Annotated in this window: 16 protein-coding genes; 10 read left to right on the top strand and 6 right to left on the bottom strand. The window is 63.0% G+C overall.

From position 1 onward, the window contains the following. Positions 1 to 35: 35 nt before the first annotated feature. The 4 genes from O7A70_RS14110 (at position 36) to O7A70_RS14095 (ending at position 4622) form a co-directional block, all read left to right on the top strand. Positions 36 to 515, top strand: a complete 480-nt coding sequence (locus O7A70_RS14110; RefSeq protein WP_140507352.1) for a MarR family winged helix-turn-helix transcriptional regulator — start codon at positions 36 to 38, stop codon at positions 513 to 515. Beyond that, entirely contained in the window at positions 512 to 1690 is a 1179-nt protein-coding gene (locus tag O7A70_RS14105; protein WP_027143227.1) for an HlyD family secretion protein, read from the top strand. Before O7A70_RS14110 ends, O7A70_RS14105 begins: the two co-directional genes overlap by 4 nt. A 306-nt stretch (positions 1691 to 1996) precedes the next feature. Then, positions 1997 to 3532 (top strand): DHA2 family efflux MFS transporter permease subunit, encoded by a 1536-nt coding sequence (locus O7A70_RS14100; protein ID WP_027143226.1) that lies wholly within the window; start codon positions 1997 to 1999, stop codon positions 3530 to 3532. Between the two features lie 112 nt (positions 3533 to 3644). Further along, entirely contained in the window at positions 3645 to 4622 is a 978-nt protein-coding gene (locus O7A70_RS14095; RefSeq protein ID WP_337140850.1) for an isopenicillin N synthase family dioxygenase, read from the top strand. Positions 4623 to 4632: 10 nt separating this feature from the next. Here the strand turns inward: O7A70_RS14095 and O7A70_RS14090 are convergent, their stop codons facing one another. Continuing rightward, positions 4633 to 5148 carry a CAP domain-containing protein gene (locus tag O7A70_RS14090; RefSeq protein WP_337140849.1) on the bottom strand — a complete coding sequence of 172 codons (516 nt, stop codon included), beginning with the start codon at positions 5146 to 5148 and terminating at the stop codon, positions 4633 to 4635. Between the two features lie 77 nt (positions 5149 to 5225). Further along, on the bottom strand, positions 5226 to 6449 hold the full coding sequence (locus O7A70_RS14085) for a TadE/TadG family type IV pilus assembly protein (RefSeq protein WP_337140848.1): 1224 nt from the start codon (positions 6447 to 6449) through the stop codon (positions 5226 to 5228). A gap of 229 nt (positions 6450 to 6678) precedes the next feature. On the opposite strand from O7A70_RS14085, the gene O7A70_RS14080 reads away from it, so the two are divergent. After that, a complete protein-coding gene (locus tag O7A70_RS14080) occupies positions 6679 to 7503 on the top strand; it encodes a DUF2189 domain-containing protein (protein WP_337140847.1) in 825 nt (274 codons plus the stop codon). 4 nt (positions 7504 to 7507) lie between these two features. Here O7A70_RS14080 and O7A70_RS14075 read toward each other — a convergent pair whose 3' ends face one another. Both O7A70_RS14075 and O7A70_RS14070 read right to left on the bottom strand, forming a co-directional pair. Further along, a complete protein-coding gene (locus O7A70_RS14075; protein ID WP_337140846.1) occupies positions 7508 to 8140 on the bottom strand; it encodes a LysE family translocator in 633 nt (210 codons plus the stop codon). A 124-nt stretch (positions 8141 to 8264) separates the two neighbouring features. Beyond that, a complete protein-coding gene (locus O7A70_RS14070) occupies positions 8265 to 10256 on the bottom strand; it encodes a TadE/TadG family type IV pilus assembly protein (protein WP_337140845.1) in 1992 nt (663 codons plus the stop codon). Between the two features lie 258 nt (positions 10257 to 10514). On the opposite strand from O7A70_RS14070, the gene O7A70_RS14065 reads away from it, so the two are divergent. Both O7A70_RS14065 and O7A70_RS14060 read left to right on the top strand, forming a co-directional pair. Beyond that, on the top strand, positions 10515 to 11375 hold the full coding sequence (locus O7A70_RS14065; RefSeq protein ID WP_337140844.1) for a TIGR01459 family HAD-type hydrolase: 861 nt from the start codon (positions 10515 to 10517) through the stop codon (positions 11373 to 11375). A 6-nt stretch (positions 11376 to 11381) separates the two neighbouring features. Next, complete coding sequence (locus tag O7A70_RS14060; protein ID WP_337140887.1) at positions 11382 to 12362, top strand: bifunctional riboflavin kinase/FAD synthetase; 981 nt, start codon at positions 11382 to 11384, stop codon at positions 12360 to 12362. A 30-nt stretch (positions 12363 to 12392) separates the two neighbouring features. Here O7A70_RS14060 and O7A70_RS14055 read toward each other — a convergent pair whose 3' ends face one another. Then, entirely contained in the window at positions 12393 to 12947 is a 555-nt protein-coding gene (locus O7A70_RS14055) for an HdeD family acid-resistance protein (protein WP_337140843.1), read from the bottom strand. Between the two features lie 189 nt (positions 12948 to 13136). Here O7A70_RS14055 and O7A70_RS14050 point away from each other — a divergent pair, with 189 nt between their 5' ends. The 3 genes from O7A70_RS14050 (at position 13137) to O7A70_RS14040 (ending at position 18197) form a co-directional block, all read left to right on the top strand. Further along, positions 13137 to 13949, top strand: coding sequence for a MipA/OmpV family protein (locus tag O7A70_RS14050; RefSeq protein ID WP_337140842.1), 813 nt, complete (start codon positions 13137 to 13139; stop codon positions 13947 to 13949). Positions 13950 to 14230: 281 nt separating this feature from the next. Then, positions 14231 to 17215 (top strand): isoleucine--tRNA ligase, encoded by a 2985-nt coding sequence (ileS, locus tag O7A70_RS14045; protein WP_337140841.1) that lies wholly within the window; start codon positions 14231 to 14233, stop codon positions 17213 to 17215. A gap of 304 nt (positions 17216 to 17519) precedes the next feature. Then, entirely contained in the window at positions 17520 to 18197 is a 678-nt protein-coding gene (locus O7A70_RS14040) for a hypothetical protein (RefSeq protein ID WP_337140840.1), read from the top strand. A 36-nt stretch (positions 18198 to 18233) separates the two neighbouring features. Here the strand turns inward: O7A70_RS14040 and O7A70_RS14035 are convergent, their stop codons facing one another. Beyond that, entirely contained in the window at positions 18234 to 18683 is a 450-nt protein-coding gene (locus tag O7A70_RS14035) for a nucleoside deaminase (RefSeq protein ID WP_337140839.1), read from the bottom strand. Between the last annotated feature and the right edge of the window lie 155 nt (positions 18684 to 18838).

The raw sequence follows: 18838 nt of genomic DNA, 5'->3' as shown, positions 1-18838 counted from the left end.
TTGAATGGTAAGCACGCTTATTATATATACCGCTCATGGTTTCAGATGGCATCGACAGATTGGGATTTTTGATCCACGACGTGCAGCGCCTGATGCGCAAGCGCTTTGAGGCGCGCGCCAGCGGGCTCGGCCTCTCTTCGGCGCAATGGCGGCTTCTGGTCCGCGTTGCCAAGGAGGCGGGCGTTGCACAGGCGCGGCTCGCCGAACTGCTCGAAATCGAGCCGATCAGCGTCTCACGCCTTGTCGACCGGATGGAGGAGGGCGGCTGGATCGAACGCCGCTCCGACGCGGCGGACCGGCGCGTGCGCATGATCTTCCCAACCGAGAAGGCGAACGCGGCCTATGCGGACGTCAAGAGCCTTGCTGGCGAAGTCTATGAGGAATCGCTCAGCGGCGTTTCGCCGGAAGACCGGCGCGTCCTGATCCGGGCGCTGGATGTAATCGTACAAAATCTGACGGACAGCGAAGCTTCGTCGCTTGAAAAGATCAAGAGTGCGGAAGGTGCGACAGCATGAACGCGGTAGCTAAAGTAGAAGAAAACGCTCCCAAGGTGGAGATGGAAGCGCCGGCCCAGCCGGCTGCCGCCCCTGTCGCGGTCGCTCCTCTCGTGCAGCCGGCGCCGGCGCCGAAGAAGAAGCGCCGCATTGGTCGTTTCTTCTTGATGTTCGCCTTGCCGGCGGCATTGATCGTCGGCGGCGGCTATGTCTGGGTGACGGGCGGGCGCTACCAGGAAACGGAAAACGCCAATCTGCAGCAGGCCAAGGTGTCGATCGCCTCCGACACGGCTGGTCGTATCGTCCAGGTCGCCATATCGGACAATCAGACGGTGAAGCAGGGCGATCTCCTGTTCGCCATCGACCCAGAGCCCTACCGCATCGCGCTTGCCCAGGCCGATGCCGCTGTGGCTGCCGCGCGCCTCAATGTCGAGCAGCTGCGCGCCGCCTACGGCCAGGCAATGGCGCAGGAGAAATCCGCCAGCAGCGAAGTTGCCTATGCGCAGTCGCAATATGACCGCGCCGCCGATCTTGCCCAGAAAGGGATCAACGCCAAGTCTTCGCTGGATGAAGCCAGGAATGATCTCGACAAGGCCAAGCAGCAGCTCGCCGTTGCCGAACAGGGCATCGTCAGCGCCAAGGCGGCGCTTGGCGGTAATCCCGATATCGAGACAGACAAGCATCCGACCGTGATGTCGGCACTCGCCGCGCGCGACAAGGCTGCCTATGACCTGGCGCAGACCACGGTGAAGGCGCCTGCCGATGGTCTTGTCTATCAAGCCGCGTCCTTCAAGGTCGGCCAGTATGTCGGCTCCGGCACACCGTTGTTTGCGCTGGTCGAGACCGGCGACAGCTGGATCGACGCCAATTTCAAGGAAACCCAACTGACCAACATGAAGCCGGGTCAGAAGGCGGAGATCGTGGTCGATACCTATCCGGGCAGGACCTTCGAGGCGACCGTCAAGGCCATCGGGGCCGGCACCGGCGCGGACTTCTCGCTGCTGCCGGCCCAGAACGCCACGGGCAACTGGGTCAAGGTCACCCAGCGTATTCCAGTACGCCTGGAACTGACCGATCCCGATGCCAAGATGGCGCTGCGTACCGGCATGAGCGCCTCCGTCACCGTCGACACCGGCGTGGCACGTGGCTGGCCGTCGATCTTCGGTCACGCCACGGCCGGCGAGCCCGCGCAGTAAGTCAGCGGAAGCCCGCGGGGACCGGGGGGTGGAAGCGAGTTGCAGGATTGGTCTGATGGGAGGGGTGGGAAGAGTCAGCGTTTGGGCAGAGCCGCGTCGCGGCCAAGCCGAAGCTGAAATCTTCGACACGGACCCGTCGGTCCTCAGGTTTCCGGGCGGCATGCATCCGCTCATCAGAGACTTTCAGTCGATGTAACCCCCACATCGATAATCGCGTCCCACCGCGATGAAGGTCTCTCAACGGCAGGCTTTGCCGCCCGGAAACCCGTTGTACATGTTTCAGTTACCTTCTGGAAGTTCTACGCCATGAGCACGTCCGAACCATTCAAAGAAGTGCCGCATCGTGGCTTGATCACCGTCGCGCTCATGCTGGCGACGATCATGCAGGCGCTCGACACCACGATCGCCAACGTCGCGCTGCCGACCATGACCGGCGACCTCGGCGCCTCGCCCGACAACATCAACTGGGTGCTGACCTCCTACATCGTCGCCGCCGCCATCATGACGCCTGTCACAGGCTGGCTCGCCGACCGTTTCGGCCGCAAGGAACTGTTCCTGACGGCGGTGGTCGGCTTCACCATCTTCTCGATGTTGTGCGGCCTGGCGTGGAGCCTGGAAACGATCGTGCTTTTCCGGCTGATGCAAGGTGTGTTTGGCGCCGCGATCGTGCCGCTGTCGCAGACTTTCCTGCTCGACATCAATCCCAAGGAACGCCATGGCCAGGCGATGGCCATATGGGGCGCCGGCATCATGCTGGGACCGATCCTCGGCCCCACGCTTGGCGGCTGGCTGACCGAGAATTTCAACTGGCGCTGGGTGTTCTTCATCAACCTGCCGGTCGGCATCCTCGCCTTCCTTGGCATGGCCGCCTATCTGCCGGCCGTTGCCCGGCGGGTGCGCAGCTTCGATTTCTTCGGCTTTGCCATGATATCGCTCGGCGTTGGCGCCCTGCAGCTGATGCTCGATCGCGGTGGCGAGGTCGACTGGTTTTCCTCGGTCGAGATCTGGATCGAGCTTGGCCTTTCGATCACCGGCTTCTGGGTGTTCATCATTCACACCGTGACGTCGGAACATCCCTTCATCGATCCGAAGATTTTCCTCGATCGCAATTTCGTCACGGGGCTGGCGTTCATCTTCGTCATGGGCGTGCTGATCCTGGCCTCGATGTCGCTGCTGCCGCCGATGCTGTCGACAATCTTCGGCTATCCGACCGTCACCATCGGCATCGTCATCGGGCCGCGCGGCGTCGGCACCATGATTTCCATGCTCGTCGTCGGGCGCATCATGGGCAAGATCGATGCCAGGATTCTCGTCGTCATCGGTTTCCTCCTGACCGCGCATTCGCTCTACACCATGGCCAGCTTCTCGCCGCAGATGGATAACTGGCTGATCATCAGCTCCGGCGTGATCCAGGGCCTGGGCATGGGAATGGTGTTCGTGCCGCTGTCGACGGTTGCCTTCGCCACGCTCGACGCCCGTTACCGCACCGATGCAACCTCGTTGTTCAGCTTGGTGCGCAACCTTGGCTCGTCGATCGGTGTGTCGGTCGTGACGGTGCTGCTGGTGCGCAACACGCAGGTCAATCATGCCGAGCTCTCAGCCTTCATCAACCCGTTCAATCCCAATCTCTGGGCGGTCTCGCCGGCCGCCGCCGGCGGCGATCCGACGGCGCTGTCGCAGGTCGACCGCATGGTCAATCTCCAGGCGATGATGATCTCCTACGTCAACGACTTCAAAATCCTGATGGTGATGACGCTGGTCGCCATCCCGTTCGTCTTCCTGCTGCGCAAGCCGAAGACGGCACCGGCCGGCGGCGGCGCCCCTGCCGCCCATATGGACTAGGCCGACGGCAGGCCTGCCTTCGATATGGACTACACTGCCGCATCGGTTGGTCCTAGCCGGTTGCCGGGCAAACCGGCATCGTTTCGCAAGTCGACGGACGAGTGCAAAGACGATGCAGAACCCGACATTTCCGGTATTCGATCTCGGGCAATTCGAGAAAGCGAGCCCTGAGGAGAAGGCCGCGCGCGGCGCCGAGGTCGATCGCATCTGCCGCGGTACGGGCTTCCTGGCGGTCAAGAACCACGGCATTTCGCAGGCGGTGATCGACGCCGCCTGGTCGAAGGCCCGCGCCTTCTTCGACCTGCCGCCGGAACAGAAGCAGCGCTCCAAGGCGCCTTATAAGGGCTATCCCTACGGCTATTTCGGCCCCGAACTCGAAGCGCTGGCCAAGTCCCGTAACGTCGACACGCCGCCGGACCTCAAGGAGAGCTTCAACGGCGGACCGCTCAGTGTGCCACCGGGCATGTCTGATCCCGAGGCACTCGCCTTCTGCTATGCCGAGACGATCTGGCCTGAAGCACCGGACGGTTTCACCGATGCCTGGAAAGCCTACTACGCCGCACTGGAGGATTTGGCGCTGCGGATCATGCGCGTCTTCGCCACCGCGCTCGGCTTGCCCGAGACTTATTTCGACACTTATCTCGATGCGCCGATCAGCGCGCTGAGGGCGCTCAACTATCCCGAACAGCATGTCGCGCCGAAGCCCGGCCAGATCCGAGCCGGCGCCCACACGGACTATGGCAGCCTGACCATTCTGCTGCCGCAGGCCGGGTCGCGCGGCCTTCAGATCGTCACGCCGGACGGAGAATGGACGGAGGTGCCGCCGATCGCGGGAGCCTTCGTCATCAACATCGGCGACCTGATGGCGCGCTGGACCAATGACCGCTGGGTGTCCACCGTGCATCGTGTCGTCAATCCAGCAGCGGGCGGCCGGGACAGGCGCCAGTCCATGGCCTTCTTCCACCAGCCGAACTGGGATGCCGAGATCAAGGTGCTGGATGCCTGCCTTGCAGACGGCGAGCCGCCGAAATACGGCCCGGTGCGCTCCGGTCCCTACCTGATGGCGAAATTCAAGGCGACGACGAAATAGGCTGGAGCCCTTATTTCCCGAGCACCAGCGACCAGTAGCGCAGGTTGGGGTCGCGGCCGTCACGGACATAGGCAAGCCCGAAGCGGCTGAAGTCCGGATCGAGCATGTTGCGCCGGTGTCCCTGCGAATGCATCCAGATATCGAACAGCTTCTGTTGGTCGAAGCGGCCGGCCGCGATGTTCTCGGCCGCCGCACCGTGTACGCCATTGTCCTTCATGCGCGAGGCGAAATCCTTGCCCCAGCCGGTCGTGTGGCTCATGTTTTCACGCTGCGCCATGTAGCCGGCCTGCTGCAGTGCCGCTTGCTCCAGCTGTGTATCGGCGACCAGCGGTCCGAGCCCAGCCGTGGCGCGCAGGCTGGCCAGCGTGCCGGTTGCCGAGGAGGAAGCCCCGGCGCCTTGCCCGGTCGGCAGCGAGACGGTGCTGCAGGCGGCAAGCCCGAGCAAGGCCGCGAGGCCGGCCGCCTTGAGCCAGGTGCGCCTGTTCAAGTCCGCGGTCCGCTCGCTTTTGAGTCTTGAAGTGGTCATGCCTGCCTGAGATAGTCGCGATCATGGCTTTTGCCGGGCAGGGCGGTGAAATTTCGAATTGAAGCGGCGGTTAGCGGCTATCTCACAAGCGTGATGCGGCGGCTGGCGTACATCTCGCGATTTCCGAATACGGCCGTGCAGTCGGTTTTGATGGATGAGTTGCCTGTCATCTGCACGGTCAAGCCAACAAGCCTCAGGCAATCGCCCTGGCCGCTCATATCCGAGTTGCCGGCGAACGAAACGGCCGCGTCAGGCGCATAGACGAATCCGCTGATCACGGAAGTTGCACCGCCATTCAGGGTCAATGCTGAAATGTTCCCGCGGCTCTGGAAGATGGTGATGCCGGCGTAAGGCCCGCTGGTTGGCGGGGAAAGGTTCACCGTTTCATTGGCATTTATGATGATCTGTGCTCCCTCGACGAGGAATATGGTCACGCCCTGGCCGCTCAGGCTGCCGTTCCCGCCCGGCTTCAGGGTGACACCGCGCAAGATGTAGACGCCTGGGCTGAGCGTGATGTTTCCCGACAATGTCTTGTCGCAATAGGTGCCGGGCGACAGCGTGTAGGTTTTGCCGTTCGGGACCGGCATGCAGAACGTATAAGGGGGAGGCACGATATCGGCCAGGGGATCGAAGGACGCATATTGATGTTCGAGCGGCGCGCCGCAGGTGAGATTGGCACTGGGCGGTGAAAGCCCGGAAGTGCCGCCGACGGTCGAGACGCAGCCCGCCGAAACCTGCGCGGAACCGCCTCTGCTGACGGCATCGGACGCGTCCGAGTTTGCCGCGATCACGCAGTTGCTCATGGCGACATCGGTCGAGCCTTGCAGGTTTACCGCGGACGACGCATGCGGATCGAGCGCCAGCACGCAGGCCTGCGCGCCCGGGTGCATCTTGACCGTCGCCGACCGGTGAGCCGGCCAGGGGGCGGCGCCATTGATGAAGCTCGGACGGTTTATGCCTGACGAAAGCGAGATGTAATAGGCGCTCGGGTCGCCGCTGGCGGTGGCCGAAAAGGCGGTGATGCTGTCTGAATATTCCTGCTGGTCGGCGACGTTCATATTGGCCGCAAAGAATGTCAGCCCAAGCCCTTGGACATCGCTCGCGCTCATGCTGGGCAGGTACTTTGTGCCGACGGCAAGCCCAGCCGCGTCCAGCGAGTTCTGCAATTGCGCCGCGTCGTCGCTCGTGCCCGTCAGATCGAGGGTGCCGGCGACGACAGCCATTATCGGCAGCATCGCTATGGCAGTCGCCATGGCAAAATTTCCCCGCTCCGAAGACCAGAAGCCCTTCAATGTGAACATCGCCCCTCGCCAAGGTTTGTAAAGCTCAGGTGATACGCCCAGGGGTCTCTACGAGTAATTTAAGCAATTACTAAAATGCATAGATTCTAAAATGAAGTCAGCGGTTCTCCAAACGAAGGACGCGGCGACAATTCCAGGAAGATCGGATATGATGCCAGCGTTGTTGAAGTGGCAGCTACGGGCGGCCACCCTAGGCGGTGACCGCCCCCGAGAAAAACGGAGGTAGGTTATGGCCGGCTTTCATGTCATGGCGGACGCGCGCGGATTGCATGTGCAACCTGCGGTCCGCCGCATTTCCACGACAGACCTCTGGGACGCGCTCAGGCTTGGCGCCGAGGACTTCTGGGCCAAGCCCTCGCATTACGTGTTCCTGTGCCTGATCTATCCGATCGTCGGCCTGGTCCTGACGCAGTGGACGTCCGGCTCCAACGCCATCCAGCTCGTCTACCCCTTGATGTCGGGCTTTGCCCTGGTCGGCCCGTTCGCCGCACTCGGACTCTATGAGATCAGCCGCCGGCGCGAGCTCGGCATGAACACCAACTGGCGGCACGCACTCGATGTCCGCCGCTCATCGGCGCTACCCTCGATAGCGGTCATCGGCATCATGCTGGTCGCGCTGCTCCTGTTGTGGCTGTTCACGGCGCAGTCGATCTACACCAGCCTTTTTGGCGGCGAGCCGCCGGCTTCGGTCGGGGCCTTCCTGCGCGATGTGCTGACGACCAGCAAGGGCTGGACGCTGATCCTTCTCGGCAACGCGGCCGGCTTGGTCTTCGCGGTGGTTGTGCTGGCGACCACGGTCGTTGCCTTCCCGCTTTTGCTTGATCGTGATGTCGGCGCCGTTTCGGCAATAGAGACCTCGGCGCGCGCGGTCATGGCAAATCCGCTGCAGATGGCGCTCTGGGGTCTGATCGTCGCGGTGCTGCTGGTGATCGGCTCTATCCCGCTGTTTGCCGGACTGGCCGTCGTCATGCCGATCCTCGGCCACGCGACCTGGCACCTCTACCGAAAGGTGGTCGAACCGGCCCATATCCGACCTCCGCGCCGTCCGATGTGAGCACTCAGCGCTGCGCGTCGGTCGCCATCTTCAGCGCGAGTGCCGTCAGCACGGTTCCCATCATCCAGCGCTGGATCACCAGCCACAGCGGGCGTCCGGCGAGGAAGGTGGCGATCGAGCCGGCCGTCAGCGCGATGATGGCATTGACGCTGAGGCTGATCGAGATCTGCGTCGCGCCCAGCACCAGGAGCTGTGACAGGACATGGCCCTTGCCGGGGCTGATGAACTGCGGCAGCAGCGACAGATAGAGAACGGCCACCTTGGGATTGAGCAGATTGGTCATCAATCCCATGGCGAACAGCTTGCGCGGCCGGTCCTTCGGCAGGTCGCGCACCTGGAAGGGCGAGCGTCCGCCCGGTTTCACCGCCTGCCAGGCCAACCACAGGAGATAGAGCACGCCGGCAAAGCGCAACACGTCATAGGCGAATGGCACGGCGAGCAGCAGCGCCGTGATGCCGAACGCGGCCGACAGCACGTAGAACAGGAAGCCGACCGCAACCCCGCCAAGCGAGATCAGTCCGGCCTTCGGCCCTTGCGACAGCGAGCGGGAGATCAGGTAGATCATGTTCGGGCCTGGCGTCAGCACCATGCCGAGGCAGACCAGCGCGAAGGCGAGGTGGTTGGCGGTATCGGGCATTGTTCGTTCCCCAGCATGCCGCGATGGATTCGCGATCTCGCGAGCGGCCAATCTGTGCCTATCCCGCCAGGTCGCTGCAAGAGCTTGACGGCGCCAGGCGTTGCGCCAGAGGGATGATCCCCGGTTAGCCGACCACGCGCAGGTTCGACAGCTCGTTGCCTATTTCCTTGAAATCGTTTGCCAGGCTGGCGCCGGTCGCATTCCAGAACAGCTTCGCCGGTTTGCTCGGATCCGTGGCATCCTTGCGAAAGCGCGACTCCGACGAGCAGGATTTCAGCGCATCGATGGCCAGCTTGTCGCTGGCCTTGGTCATCGACAGGTCGAGCGCCACCGTCATCACCATGATATTGGCTGCCTTGGCGTTATTGCAGAGCGTGGCCATCTGCTCGTTGAGCGCGTTGGTGTAGTTGCCGTTCGAATAGTCTAGCTGACCGATGGCGCTCGATGTGCCCATGAACAGGCGGCCGACCGAGGTGCCGTTGTATCCGGGGTTGAGATAGCCGTAGGACGCATAGGTCGATTTCGAATTGGCGGGATCCGAGTAGCCCAGCGACGAAGGCGTATAATAGGTGTTGGCGCCGTCGGTCAGCACGATCACCACCTTGTCGTTGCCTCTTTCCGTTTCCGGGCGCCCTTGCGTGAACGGCTCTCCGCTCGAAACCACCCGCCAGCCCCAGGCCATGCCCTCGGGAACATTGGTGCCGCCATTCGGCTGCATCAGGTCGATCGCCGCCTTGATCGAGGTGACACCCTCGGCGACGCTGACATCGGTCAGCGGCGTGATCGGGTTGGTGGTGCAGCTGTAATTCGGCCCGTTGCCGGCGGGCAGCGCCGGCGCATCGATCGGCCGCGGCTGGAAGTACTTGGCCATGTTGCGCAGCCGGGATTGGCCGCTGCTGCTCGACGGATCGTCGTTCCACCAGCTGTTGACGGCACCATAAGTTACCGGCGCGGCCTCGTCGGGGTCTTGAGTGAGCTTCCAGTGATTGCCCGGTTCGTCGGGGGCGAACATGGGCACGAACATCGTTGCCGGATCGCCGACACCGATGCCGGTGTTGGCCGAGCCACCTGACGGCGTGGCGTCGTTTATATTGTAAGGGTAGGGCCGGGCCTCGACGCAGCCCTGCCAACTGGCGAACGGACCGTAGGAATCTATGTAGTCATATTCGTCGTGGCTGCTTTTGCAGGTGTTGTTCGAATTGTATTGGTCGCACACGACCCGTTTGCTGTTGACGACACGCTCGTGGTTGGTGACGACCTTCATGTCGCGGTAGAGCGAGAACCGGGTCAGCATCTGGCCGTCCTCGGTTCCCCAGCCCGTGCCGCGCTTGTACCAGATGCCGTTGGTCCGCTGGGCGTATTTGTTGGCGGCGTTCAGCGTCGACCAGTCGAAATTCTCATTCGACACCGGCGAAAGCCCCTCGGTGTCCATCCACGAAGCATTGCCATTCCCGGGGCCGACATTGACCGAGGCGGCAAAAGGCACGAGGCCGAATTGCACCGGCTTGTCGACCTGCTTGATCATGACCGCCTGCTGGGCCAGTGTGTCGACCAGCTGCTTGGAAGCAGCCTTGAGAAGATCGATGCGCTTTTGCCCCGAGCCCGTGCCGAGCGTGGTCATCGATCCGGAATTGTCGAGCACCAGGGCAACTTCCAGCGTGTTCTTCAACCGCACCTGCGAGGTGACGTTGAAGCTGAGCCTCTGGTTCGCATCGGTCGCCGATTTGCCGACGAGTTGGGCGAAGGCGGGGTAGAAATAGGGTTTGTAGTTGAGCTGGGCGGTCATCGTCAGCAGGCCGCCGCCGCCGCTGCTGCTGTTGCTCGGCAAGATGACGTTGAGCGTCGTGCTCGCGGGATCGATATCGTTCAAATTGGCATTGAAGAAGTCGAGCGCATAGGCTCTCAACTGGTCGTCGGTCGCGCCTTCCGTCAGCCGGCGGGCGGTGGCGAAGTTGGCGGCGTCGAGCGCGTTCATCAGCATCTGCTTTTCACGGTTCATTTCCGTGTAGTCGACCGCGATTGCCAGGCCGCCCATCAGCGGTACCATCGCCACAGCCGTCATGAGAGCATAGTTGCCACGCCTGTCGCGGCGGAACTGACGCCAGATTTCAAACATGCTTGGAGCGGCCCCCGCCGACGGATTCTCGGTCGGCGCCAGCTTTCCATAAAACGCTGAAGGACGGGTTTGGGAAACCGCTCTATTGCTTGGTCGGCGCTTCACCAACCGCTAACCAATCAAAGCCGCCGGTTGCGCGGCAATTCGTGCCGATGGGGGCGAAAGCTGGTGACAGCATGGGCCGGTTCGGATAATTCGAACCGGCTGCGGCGAACCGTCGGCCGCCGCACCCGCAACGATCATACTGAAGGAAACGGCATGGCGGATTCGCCTGAAATCGTCGGCTCGCTGGAAGACGTCTCGAAAGCCTATTCGGCAATTCTCTGCGACGTCTGGGGCGTGGTGCACAATGGCGAATGGCATTTTCCGGCGGCCGCGGCCGCGTTGGCGGCGGCAAGGGCGGCCGGCACTCCTGTCGTTTTGATCACCAATTCGCCGCGCCGCAGCGCCGACGTCGTGGCGCAGATGAGCGTGATCGGCGTTCCGCCGTCGGCCTATGACCGTGTGGTGACCTCGGGCGACGTGACCCGTGACCTGATCGCGGAGGGTCCACGCAAAGTCTTCCACATCGGCGCCGACCGCGATTTGACCCTTTATGATGGCCTCGATGTCGAACTCGTCGAGGAATTCGAGGCGGCCGGCGTCGTGTGCACCGGGTTGTTCGACGACGATGTCGAAAAACCCGAGGACTATACCGAACTGCTGCGCCGGTTGCGTGCCAGGAACCTGCCGTTCATCTGCGCCAATCCCGATATCATGGTTGAACGCGGCGAACGGATCATCTGGTGCGCCGGTGCGCTCGCGCGTGACTACGCGCAGCTCGGCGGTCGCACGCTGATCGCTGGAAAGCCCTATGCGCCGATTTACGAGGTCGCGATGAAGGAGGTGGCCGAGATCCTCGGCCGACCGGTCGGGCGTCCGCAAATACTGACTATCGGCGACGGCATGTTTACCGACGTCAAGGGCGCGGCCGACAATGGTTTCGACGTCCTCTATGTCTCCGGCGGCATTCACGCCCGCGACTATGGCGATCCCTCCCGGCCGGATCCGGCAAGGCTCGGGCTCTTCCTGGAGCGGCACGGCTATCGTCCGGTGGCCGTCATCGCAAGACTGCAGTAGGTGACAATGGTCGCGTTCTGGCATCTTACGACAACCGTGCCGCTGCCCGCCGATCTGCGAGGCGGCGTCGTGGCGATCGGCAATTTCGATGGCGTCCATCGCGGCCATCAGGCCGTACTCGAACGGGCATTGGCGGAGGCCACGCAGCGCGGCGTGCCGGCCCTGGTGCTGACCTTCGAACCGCATCCCCGAACGGTTTTCAGGCCTGATTTGCCGCTTTTCGTGCTGACGCCGCCGCCGATGAAGGCGCGGCTCCTGTCGCTTCTGGGCTTTGCCGCGCTCGTCGAGCAGCCTTTCACGCGCGACTTCGCCTCGCTGTCGGCGGAAGCCTTCGTCACCGACGTGCTGGAGAGGACGCTGGGCATCAGCCACGCCGTGACCGGTTTCGATTTCCATTTCGGCAAGGACCGCCAGGGCGGGCCGGCCTATCTGATGGCTGCCGGCGAGCGCCATGGCTTCGGTGTCACCCTCGTCGACGCCTTTCGCGACGAAGGCGCCGAGGTGGTTTCGTCGAGCCGCATCCGTGCCTTGCTTTGCGAGGGCGGGGTGGCTGAGGCAGCCGGTCTGCTTGGCTATCGCTTCACGGTGGAAAGCGAGGTCGTCGGCGGCCAACAGCTCGGGCGAACGCTCGGCTTTCCCACAGCCAACATGAGGCTTCCGGCGGAAGCCACGCTCAAGGAAGGTATCTACGCCGTTCGCTTCCGGCGCGAGGACGGCACGCTGCACGACGGCGTCGCCAGTTTTGGCCGCCGCCCGACCGTCGACGACAATGGCGCGCCGCTCCTGGAAACCTTCGTCTTCGATTTTTCCGGCGATCTCTATGGCGAGACCTGCGGAGTGTCGTTCTTCGGCTTCCTGCGCAGCGAGATCAAGTTCGACGGGCTCGATGCACTGGTGGTGCAGATGAAGCGCGATGAAGCCGAGGCACGCGCGTTGCTTGGCGGCGTCAAGCCGCTGTCCGGTCTGGACGCCGCGGTGGCGTTCTGAAGCGTGATCCCGAAAAGGGGAACGAGTTTCCTATTTCTTTAGCGCAAGACCGACGGCGATGAAGGTCCAGCCCTGGAAGATCAGGTCGATCGCCAGGAACAGTCCAAGCACCCACAGGCTGTTGATCGGCCACCCCATGGCGATGATCAGGCCGGCAAGCACGCTGATGACGCCAGCCGCGACAATCCAGCCCCAGCCCCGCTCCGGACGGTGGCTATAGCCGACCCAGGCCCGCAGCGCGCCCGAAGCGACGAGCGCGACGGCCAGCAGGAAGGTCAGCACCGCCGAGGCCAGCAGCGGATTGTCGAAAGCGAAGAATCCGGCGACCGCATAGAGCAGTCCGCTGAGCAGCCAGTAGAAGAAGCGGCCCCAGGTCTTGACCCCGAAAGCGTGCATGATCTCGATGATGCCGGCCACCAGCATCAGCCATCCCACGACATAGACGGAAGCCACCGTGGCGATGAACAGATTGCCGAAGGCAATGCCGCCGAGGACCAGCAGCACCACGCCCAGCCCGACAAACCACCCCCATTTGTCGCGCGTCTGGCCGATCGCGTTCTTCAATGTATCGCCGTCCAAGGTCATGTCGCCACCTCCATTGAAGACCGCCAGAATGCAAGGGAGGTTACCCTCGGCGCCGACCCGCGTCCAGCCGATGGCGGGCGCGATGGTGCAAGCAACACGCGCTGGATGTCTCGCCCTTAAATCAAATTTTACCAAAGCCTCGTCAAAGCTGTCGCGGCAGGACAGCTTTGACGTGTTAGTGGAGTGACCATGAGTCAGGTCGGGAAGATTTCTATAGCCTTGGCTACCGTCGTGCTGGCGACGTCAGGCGCGGCCGAAGCCGGTGATGGCGCTTTCGGCTGGCTGTCCGGCGACTGGTATCTGACGGTCGGCGCGACCGGCCTGGTGGCGCCCAATTTCGAGGGCGGCAAGAAGTACATGCTGAGCGCCCAGCCCATCATTTCGCTGGGCAAGGCCGGCCCTGCTGCTCGCTTCACCTCGCGCAACGACAACATTTCGCTGGCGCTTGTCGACGATGGCAGCGTCCGTGCAGGCCTGACCGGCAAGTTCCTGTTCTCGCGCGACGACGGCGATGCCGACGAACTTAGGGGCTTGGACCCGGTCCGCTGGGGCGGCGAGGTCGGCGGCTTTTTCGAATTCTATCCGACGGACTGGATGCGCGCGCGTGCCGAATTGCGGCATGGCATTCGTGCCCATAACGGCTTTGTCGCCGACATCGCCGCCGATGCTTTCTACGACGTGACGCCAACCGTCAGGATTTCGGGCGGCCCGCGCGTGTCTTTTGCCTCGGCGAACTATTTCGATGCCTATTATGGCGTCAACGCACAGGAAGCCGTGGCCTCGGGGCTGAGCCAGTATAATCCCGGCGGCGGCCTGAAATCCGTCGGCCTCGGCGGCGCCGTGACCTGGAAGGTGACCGATCCGATGACCGCCAGCCTGTTTGGCGAATATTCGCGCCTCGAGGGTCCGGCCGCCGATTCCAGCCTGGTCAAGGGGCGCGGCGACCGCAACCAGTTCATGGTCGGCGTTTCGACCACCTATCGCTTCGACTTCAAGATGTAAGTGAATCGAAGGAGACGCTTTATTCCTGCGCTCTTCTCCGCTAAAAGCCCAGCAATGACGAGCTTTTCGCGCCTTCACGCGCCGACGATACGAATTACCAGCCCGGTGTTCCCAGCAGCCTGAAGGCTGTAGGAGCCGCCGGGAATATTGCGCGCGGCCTCTCGCGCTTTTCCAGATCATCAAAGCATGTCGCCCACAAGTGGCCCGGTTTGGGAAAACGGCATGCGTATAAAGTAGAATTCGCCGCAAGCCACGTGGCCCGGCATGCACATGGCAGACCAATGAACGACGAAAACCAATCAACGATCGACTATTCGAAGACCCTTTACCTGCCGCAGACGGAATTTCCGATGCGCGCCGGCTTGCCCGAGAAGGAGCCGGTGCTGGTCAAGCGCTGGCAGGACATGGACCTCTACCGCAAGCTGCGTGAGAGCGCGGCGGGCCGCACGAAATACGTGCTGCATGACGGTCCGCCCTACGCCAACGGCAACATCCACATCGGCCACGCGCTGAACAAGATCCTCAAGGATGTCATCACCCGCTCGTTCCAGATGCGCGGCTTTGACTCGAACTATGTGCCCGGCTGGGATTGTCACGGTCTGCCCATCGAATGGAAGATCGAGGAGCAGTACCGCGCCAAGGGCAAGAACAAGGACGAGGTGCCGGTCAACGAATTCCGCCAGGAATGCCGTGAATTCGCCGCGCACTGGATCTCGGTGCAAGGTGGCGAGTTCCAGCGGCTTGGCGTCGTCGGCGACTTCAAGAACCCTTATACGACCATGGCCTTCCACGCGGAGTCGCGCATCGCCGGCGAATTGCTGAAATTCGCCATGTCCGGCCAGCTCTACCGCGGTTCGAAGCCGGTGATGTGGAGCGTCGTCGAGCGCACGGCGCTCGCCGAGGCCGAGATCGAGTACCAGGATTACGAGTCCGACACGATCTGGGCGAAGTTTCCGGTGGCCAATCTCGTCGTCGCCAGTGTCGTGGACGGGCTGCCGGCGGAGCTCGATCCGGACCTGAGCGGGCGGTCGCTTGACCTGCTGGACGCCCATGTCGTCATCTGGACGACGACGCCATGGACCATCCCTGGCAATCGCGCCGTCAGCTATTCGCCGCGTGTCGCCTATGGCCTCTACGAGGTGACGGCGGCCGAGAACGCATTTGGCCCGCAGCCAGGCGAGAAGCTGATCTTTGCCGATGCGCTGGCCGAGGAAAGCCAGGCCAAAGCCAAGATCATCTTGAAGCGCCTTCACGGCATCAGCGCCGAACAGCTTGGAAATCTTGTGCTTTCGCATCCCTTCAAGGGGCTCGGCGGCGGCTACGAATTCCCGGTTCCGATGATTGCCGGCGACCATGTCACCGACGACGCCGGCACGGGCTTCGTGCACACGGCTCCCGGTCATGGCCGGGAGGACTTTGATGCCTGGATGGATGCCGCGCCCGCGCTGCGTCAACGCGGCATCGATACTGAAATCCCGTTTGCCGTCGACGACGGCGGCTTCTTCACCAAGGACGCGCCGGGCTTCGGGCCGGACCGCGAAGGCGGACCGGCGCGCGTCATCGACGACAACGGCAAGAAGGGCAACGCCAACCAGGCGGTCATCGACGAGCTGATCAAGCGCAACGCGCTGTTCGCGCGCGGCCGGCTGAAGCACAGCTATCCGCATTCATGGCGTTCGAAGAAGCCGGTCATCTTCCGCAACACGCCGCAATGGTTCGTCTACATGGACAAGGACCTCGGCGACGGCACCACGCTGCGCGGCCGCGCGCTGAAGGCGATCGACGAGACGCGCTTTGTCCCGGCCGCCGGCCAGAACCGCATCCGCGCCATGATCGAGGAACGCCCCGACTGGGTGCTGTCGCGCCAGCGTGCCTGGGGCGTGCCGATCGCCGTCTTTGCCGACGAGGATGGCAATGTGCTGAAGGACGAGGCGGTCAACCAGCGCATCATGGACGCCTTCGAGGCGGAGGGCGCCGACGCCTGGTTCGCGCCCGGCGCCAGCGAGCGCTTCCTCGGCAATCACGATGCCTCCAAATGGCGGCAGGTGACGGACATTCTCGACGTCTGGTTCGATTCGGGCTCGACACATGTCTTCACCCTGGAGGACCGGCCCGACCTGAAGTGGCCGGCCGACGTCTATCTCGAAGGTTCCGACCAGCATCGCGGCTGGTTCCACTCCTCGCTGCTCGAAAGCTGCGGCACCAGGGGCAGGGCGCCTTACGACACCGTCGTCACCCATGGCTTCACCATGGACGAGGATGGCCGCAAGATGTCGAAATCGCTCGGCAACACGGTCGTGCCGCAGGATGTGATCAAGCAGTCCGGTGCCGACATCCTGCGGCTCTGGGTGGTGACGACGGACTATTGGGAAGACCAGCGGCTCGGCAAGAACGTGCTGCAGACCAACATCGACGCCTATCGCAAGCTGCGCAACACCATCCGCTGGATGCTGGGCACGCTCGCCCATGACGATGGTGAGGTCGTTCCCCTGGAGACGATGCCGGAGCTGGAGCGGCTGATGCTGCACCGGTTGGCAGAGCTCGACGAGGTGGTGCGCCAGGGCTACGACGCCTTCGAGTTCAAGCGCATCACGCGAGCTCTGCTCGACTTCATGGTGGTCGAGCTGTCGGCCTTCTATTTCGATATCCGCAAGGACGCGCTCTACTGCGACGGCCCGTCGAGCGTGAAGCGCAAGGCCTCGGTCCAAGTGGTACGCCATCTCTTCGACTGCCTGGTGAAATGGCTGGCGCCGATGCTGCCCTTCACCATGGAAGAGGCCTGGCTCGACCGTCATCCCGACGCGGTCTCGGTGCATCTCGATCAGTTCCCGCAAATCCCGGCGAATTGGAAGAACGAGGCGCTGGCGGAGAAGTGGCGCAAGGTCAGGCAGGTGCGCCGCGTCGTCACCGGCGCGCTCGAGATCGCCCGTGCCCAGAAGGTGATCGGCTCCTCGCTGGAGGCTATACCGGTGGTCACGATCAACGACGCGGCGCTCGAGGCGGCGATATCGGACGTCGACATGGCTGAAATGGCGATCACCAGCGATCTCGTCATTGCCCATGGCCAGGCGCCGCAAACCGCCTTTGCCCTCGACGATGTCAAGGGCGTCGCCGTGGTGGTCGAGAAAGCCGAGGACCGTGGCCTCGTCAAATGCGCGCGTTCCTGGCGCTACACGGCCGATGTCGGGCAGGATCCTGCGTTTCCCGACGTCTCGGCGCGTGACGCCGCCGTGCTGCACGAGTTGAAGGCGCTGGGAAGGCTTTAGTTCCTGTCGCCCAAAAGTGCGTAGCGGTTTTGGGACAAACGACAAGGACCAGATCAAGCCGGTTCCTGTCGCCCGAAAGTGCGTGGCGGTTTTAAACGACCGGCATCAGATCGAAGAAGTGCGCAAATAAAACGCCGGACGGTACAAATCCGCCCGTGCGTTGCCCTTAACGAGTGGTTGAGGTAAACACGCGAAACTCCGGAAGACAAATTGTCGCCGGATTTCCGTCGCAAGTGCTTGCACGATGGGGACCGGACACAAAGCCGGTGCGATCGAGAGGCTGTCTAGAGTGGGACTTTTTGGCATGACCGAGAGATATAACGCGCGCCTTGCGCTGTTGGCGCCGCTTGTCGCATCGGGCCTCGCTTTGTCCGGCTGCATGGGCTCTCCGACCTATGGCACCGACAAGACCGCAGCCGAACAACTGGCCGGCGATCTTACAGGCGCCGTTTCCTTCGCGCCGAAGCGCAAGGACCCGATCGACTACAAGCCGCGTCCCACCCTTGTTAAGCCGGCACCCGGCCAGAAGGAAGCGCTGCCTGCCCCGCAGGAAAGCATCCAGACGGCAAACGCCGGGTGGCCCGAATCGCCCGAGCAGCGCCGCGCCCGTCTGCGCGCCGACGCCACCGCGCACCAGAATGATCCGGCCTACCAGGCGGAGATCGTCGATGATGTGCAGACGGATCCCGCTTCGGTGAAGAAGGCGATGGAAGACTCCGGCTCAAGCCATCCGCCGGCGTGGAAACCCGCCGATTCCGACAAGGGCCGCGCCGCCGAGATCCAGCGCCGCCTTGCCGACAGCAAGCAGGGCGATCCGAACACGCGCAAATACCTCAGCGAGCCGCCATTGGCCTACCGCACCGCCTCCGGTGCCGCGCCGCAGAACGAACTCGGCGAAGACGAGTACAAGAAGGAGCGCCGCCTCAAGGCAAAGGCCGAGGGCAAGAAGGGCGGCTGGTTCGACTGGTTGCCGTCGCTGTAGGAACAGTCGCGCCGCTGATCTTGCGGCGGCCTTGGCTCAGTCTCGACGTCCCCTGAAAAAATCCTTCAGCAGCAGGCCTGCTTCGGTCTCGGCCATGCCCGGATAGATGTCGGGCGTGTGGTGGCAGGTCGGTGCAGCGAAGAAGCGCACACCGTTGACCACGGCGCCGCCCTTTTCGTCTGCGGCACCGAAATAGAGACGGCGCAGCCTGGCGAATGAGATTGCCCCGGCGCACATGGCACAGGGCTCCAGCGTCACATAGAGATCGTGGCCGGTGAGCCGCTCGCTCGAGAGTTTGCCGCAGGCTTCACGGATCACCAGCATTTCGGCGTGCGCCGTCGGGTCCGCAAGCTCGCGCGTGCGGTTGCCGGCACTGGCAATGACCGTGCCGCCACTGGCAATGACCGCGCCGACCGGCACTTCGCCGCGCAAGGCTGCCGCTTCGGCCTCTTTTAGCGCCAGCGCCATGAAATCCGGCCTCTTCAAGCGGTTTGTCTTCCCATTATATCCTCGCCACCCGGCGGTGATCCTGTTATGGAGCGCATCAACCTGAAAATCGGACTCGATTTTCGGGAATGATCATGCGCCAAATCAAAAATGCTACAGCGTTCGTTGCGCGCCGAACGGATGCGCCACGCTGT

The organism is Mesorhizobium sp. Cs1299R1N1, assembly GCF_037179655.1.
Classification (GTDB): domain Bacteria; phylum Pseudomonadota; class Alphaproteobacteria; order Rhizobiales; family Rhizobiaceae; genus Mesorhizobium; species Mesorhizobium salmacidum.
This window is presented reverse-complemented; position numbering and strand designations above follow the sequence as displayed.

What these genes read in the sequence shown, in the direction of transcription:
- O7A70_RS14055 (WP_337140843.1), bottom strand. Translation starts at nt 12,947, where the DNA reads ATGACCTTGGACGGCGATACATTGAAGAACGCGATCGGCCAGACGCGC.
- O7A70_RS14060 (WP_337140887.1), top strand. Translation starts at nt 11,382, where the DNA reads ATGGTCGCGTTCTGGCATCTTACGACAACCGTGCCGCTGCCCGCCGAT.
- O7A70_RS14105 (WP_027143227.1), top strand. Translation starts at nt 512, where the DNA reads ATGAACGCGGTAGCTAAAGTAGAAGAAAACGCTCCCAAGGTGGAGATG.
- O7A70_RS14110 (WP_140507352.1), top strand. Translation starts at nt 36, where the DNA reads ATGGTTTCAGATGGCATCGACAGATTGGGATTTTTGATCCACGACGTG.
- ileS (WP_337140841.1), top strand. Translation starts at nt 14,231, where the DNA reads ATGAACGACGAAAACCAATCAACGATCGACTATTCGAAGACCCTTTAC.
- O7A70_RS14075 (WP_337140846.1), bottom strand. Translation starts at nt 8,140, where the DNA reads ATGCCCGATACCGCCAACCACCTCGCCTTCGCGCTGGTCTGCCTCGGC.
- O7A70_RS14080 (WP_337140847.1), top strand. Translation starts at nt 6,679, where the DNA reads ATGGCCGGCTTTCATGTCATGGCGGACGCGCGCGGATTGCATGTGCAA.
- O7A70_RS14070 (WP_337140845.1), bottom strand. Translation starts at nt 10,256, where the DNA reads ATGTTTGAAATCTGGCGTCAGTTCCGCCGCGACAGGCGTGGCAACTAT.
- O7A70_RS14090 (WP_337140849.1), bottom strand. Translation starts at nt 5,148, where the DNA reads ATGACCACTTCAAGACTCAAAAGCGAGCGGACCGCGGACTTGAACAGG.
- O7A70_RS14050 (WP_337140842.1), top strand. Translation starts at nt 13,137, where the DNA reads ATGAGTCAGGTCGGGAAGATTTCTATAGCCTTGGCTACCGTCGTGCTG.
- O7A70_RS14085 (WP_337140848.1), bottom strand. Translation starts at nt 6,449, where the DNA reads ATGTTCACATTGAAGGGCTTCTGGTCTTCGGAGCGGGGAAATTTTGCC.
- O7A70_RS14065 (WP_337140844.1), top strand. Translation starts at nt 10,515, where the DNA reads ATGGCGGATTCGCCTGAAATCGTCGGCTCGCTGGAAGACGTCTCGAAA.
- O7A70_RS14095 (WP_337140850.1), top strand. Translation starts at nt 3,645, where the DNA reads ATGCAGAACCCGACATTTCCGGTATTCGATCTCGGGCAATTCGAGAAA.
- O7A70_RS14100 (WP_027143226.1), top strand. Translation starts at nt 1,997, where the DNA reads ATGAGCACGTCCGAACCATTCAAAGAAGTGCCGCATCGTGGCTTGATC.
- O7A70_RS14040 (WP_337140840.1), top strand. Translation starts at nt 17,520, where the DNA reads ATGACCGAGAGATATAACGCGCGCCTTGCGCTGTTGGCGCCGCTTGTC.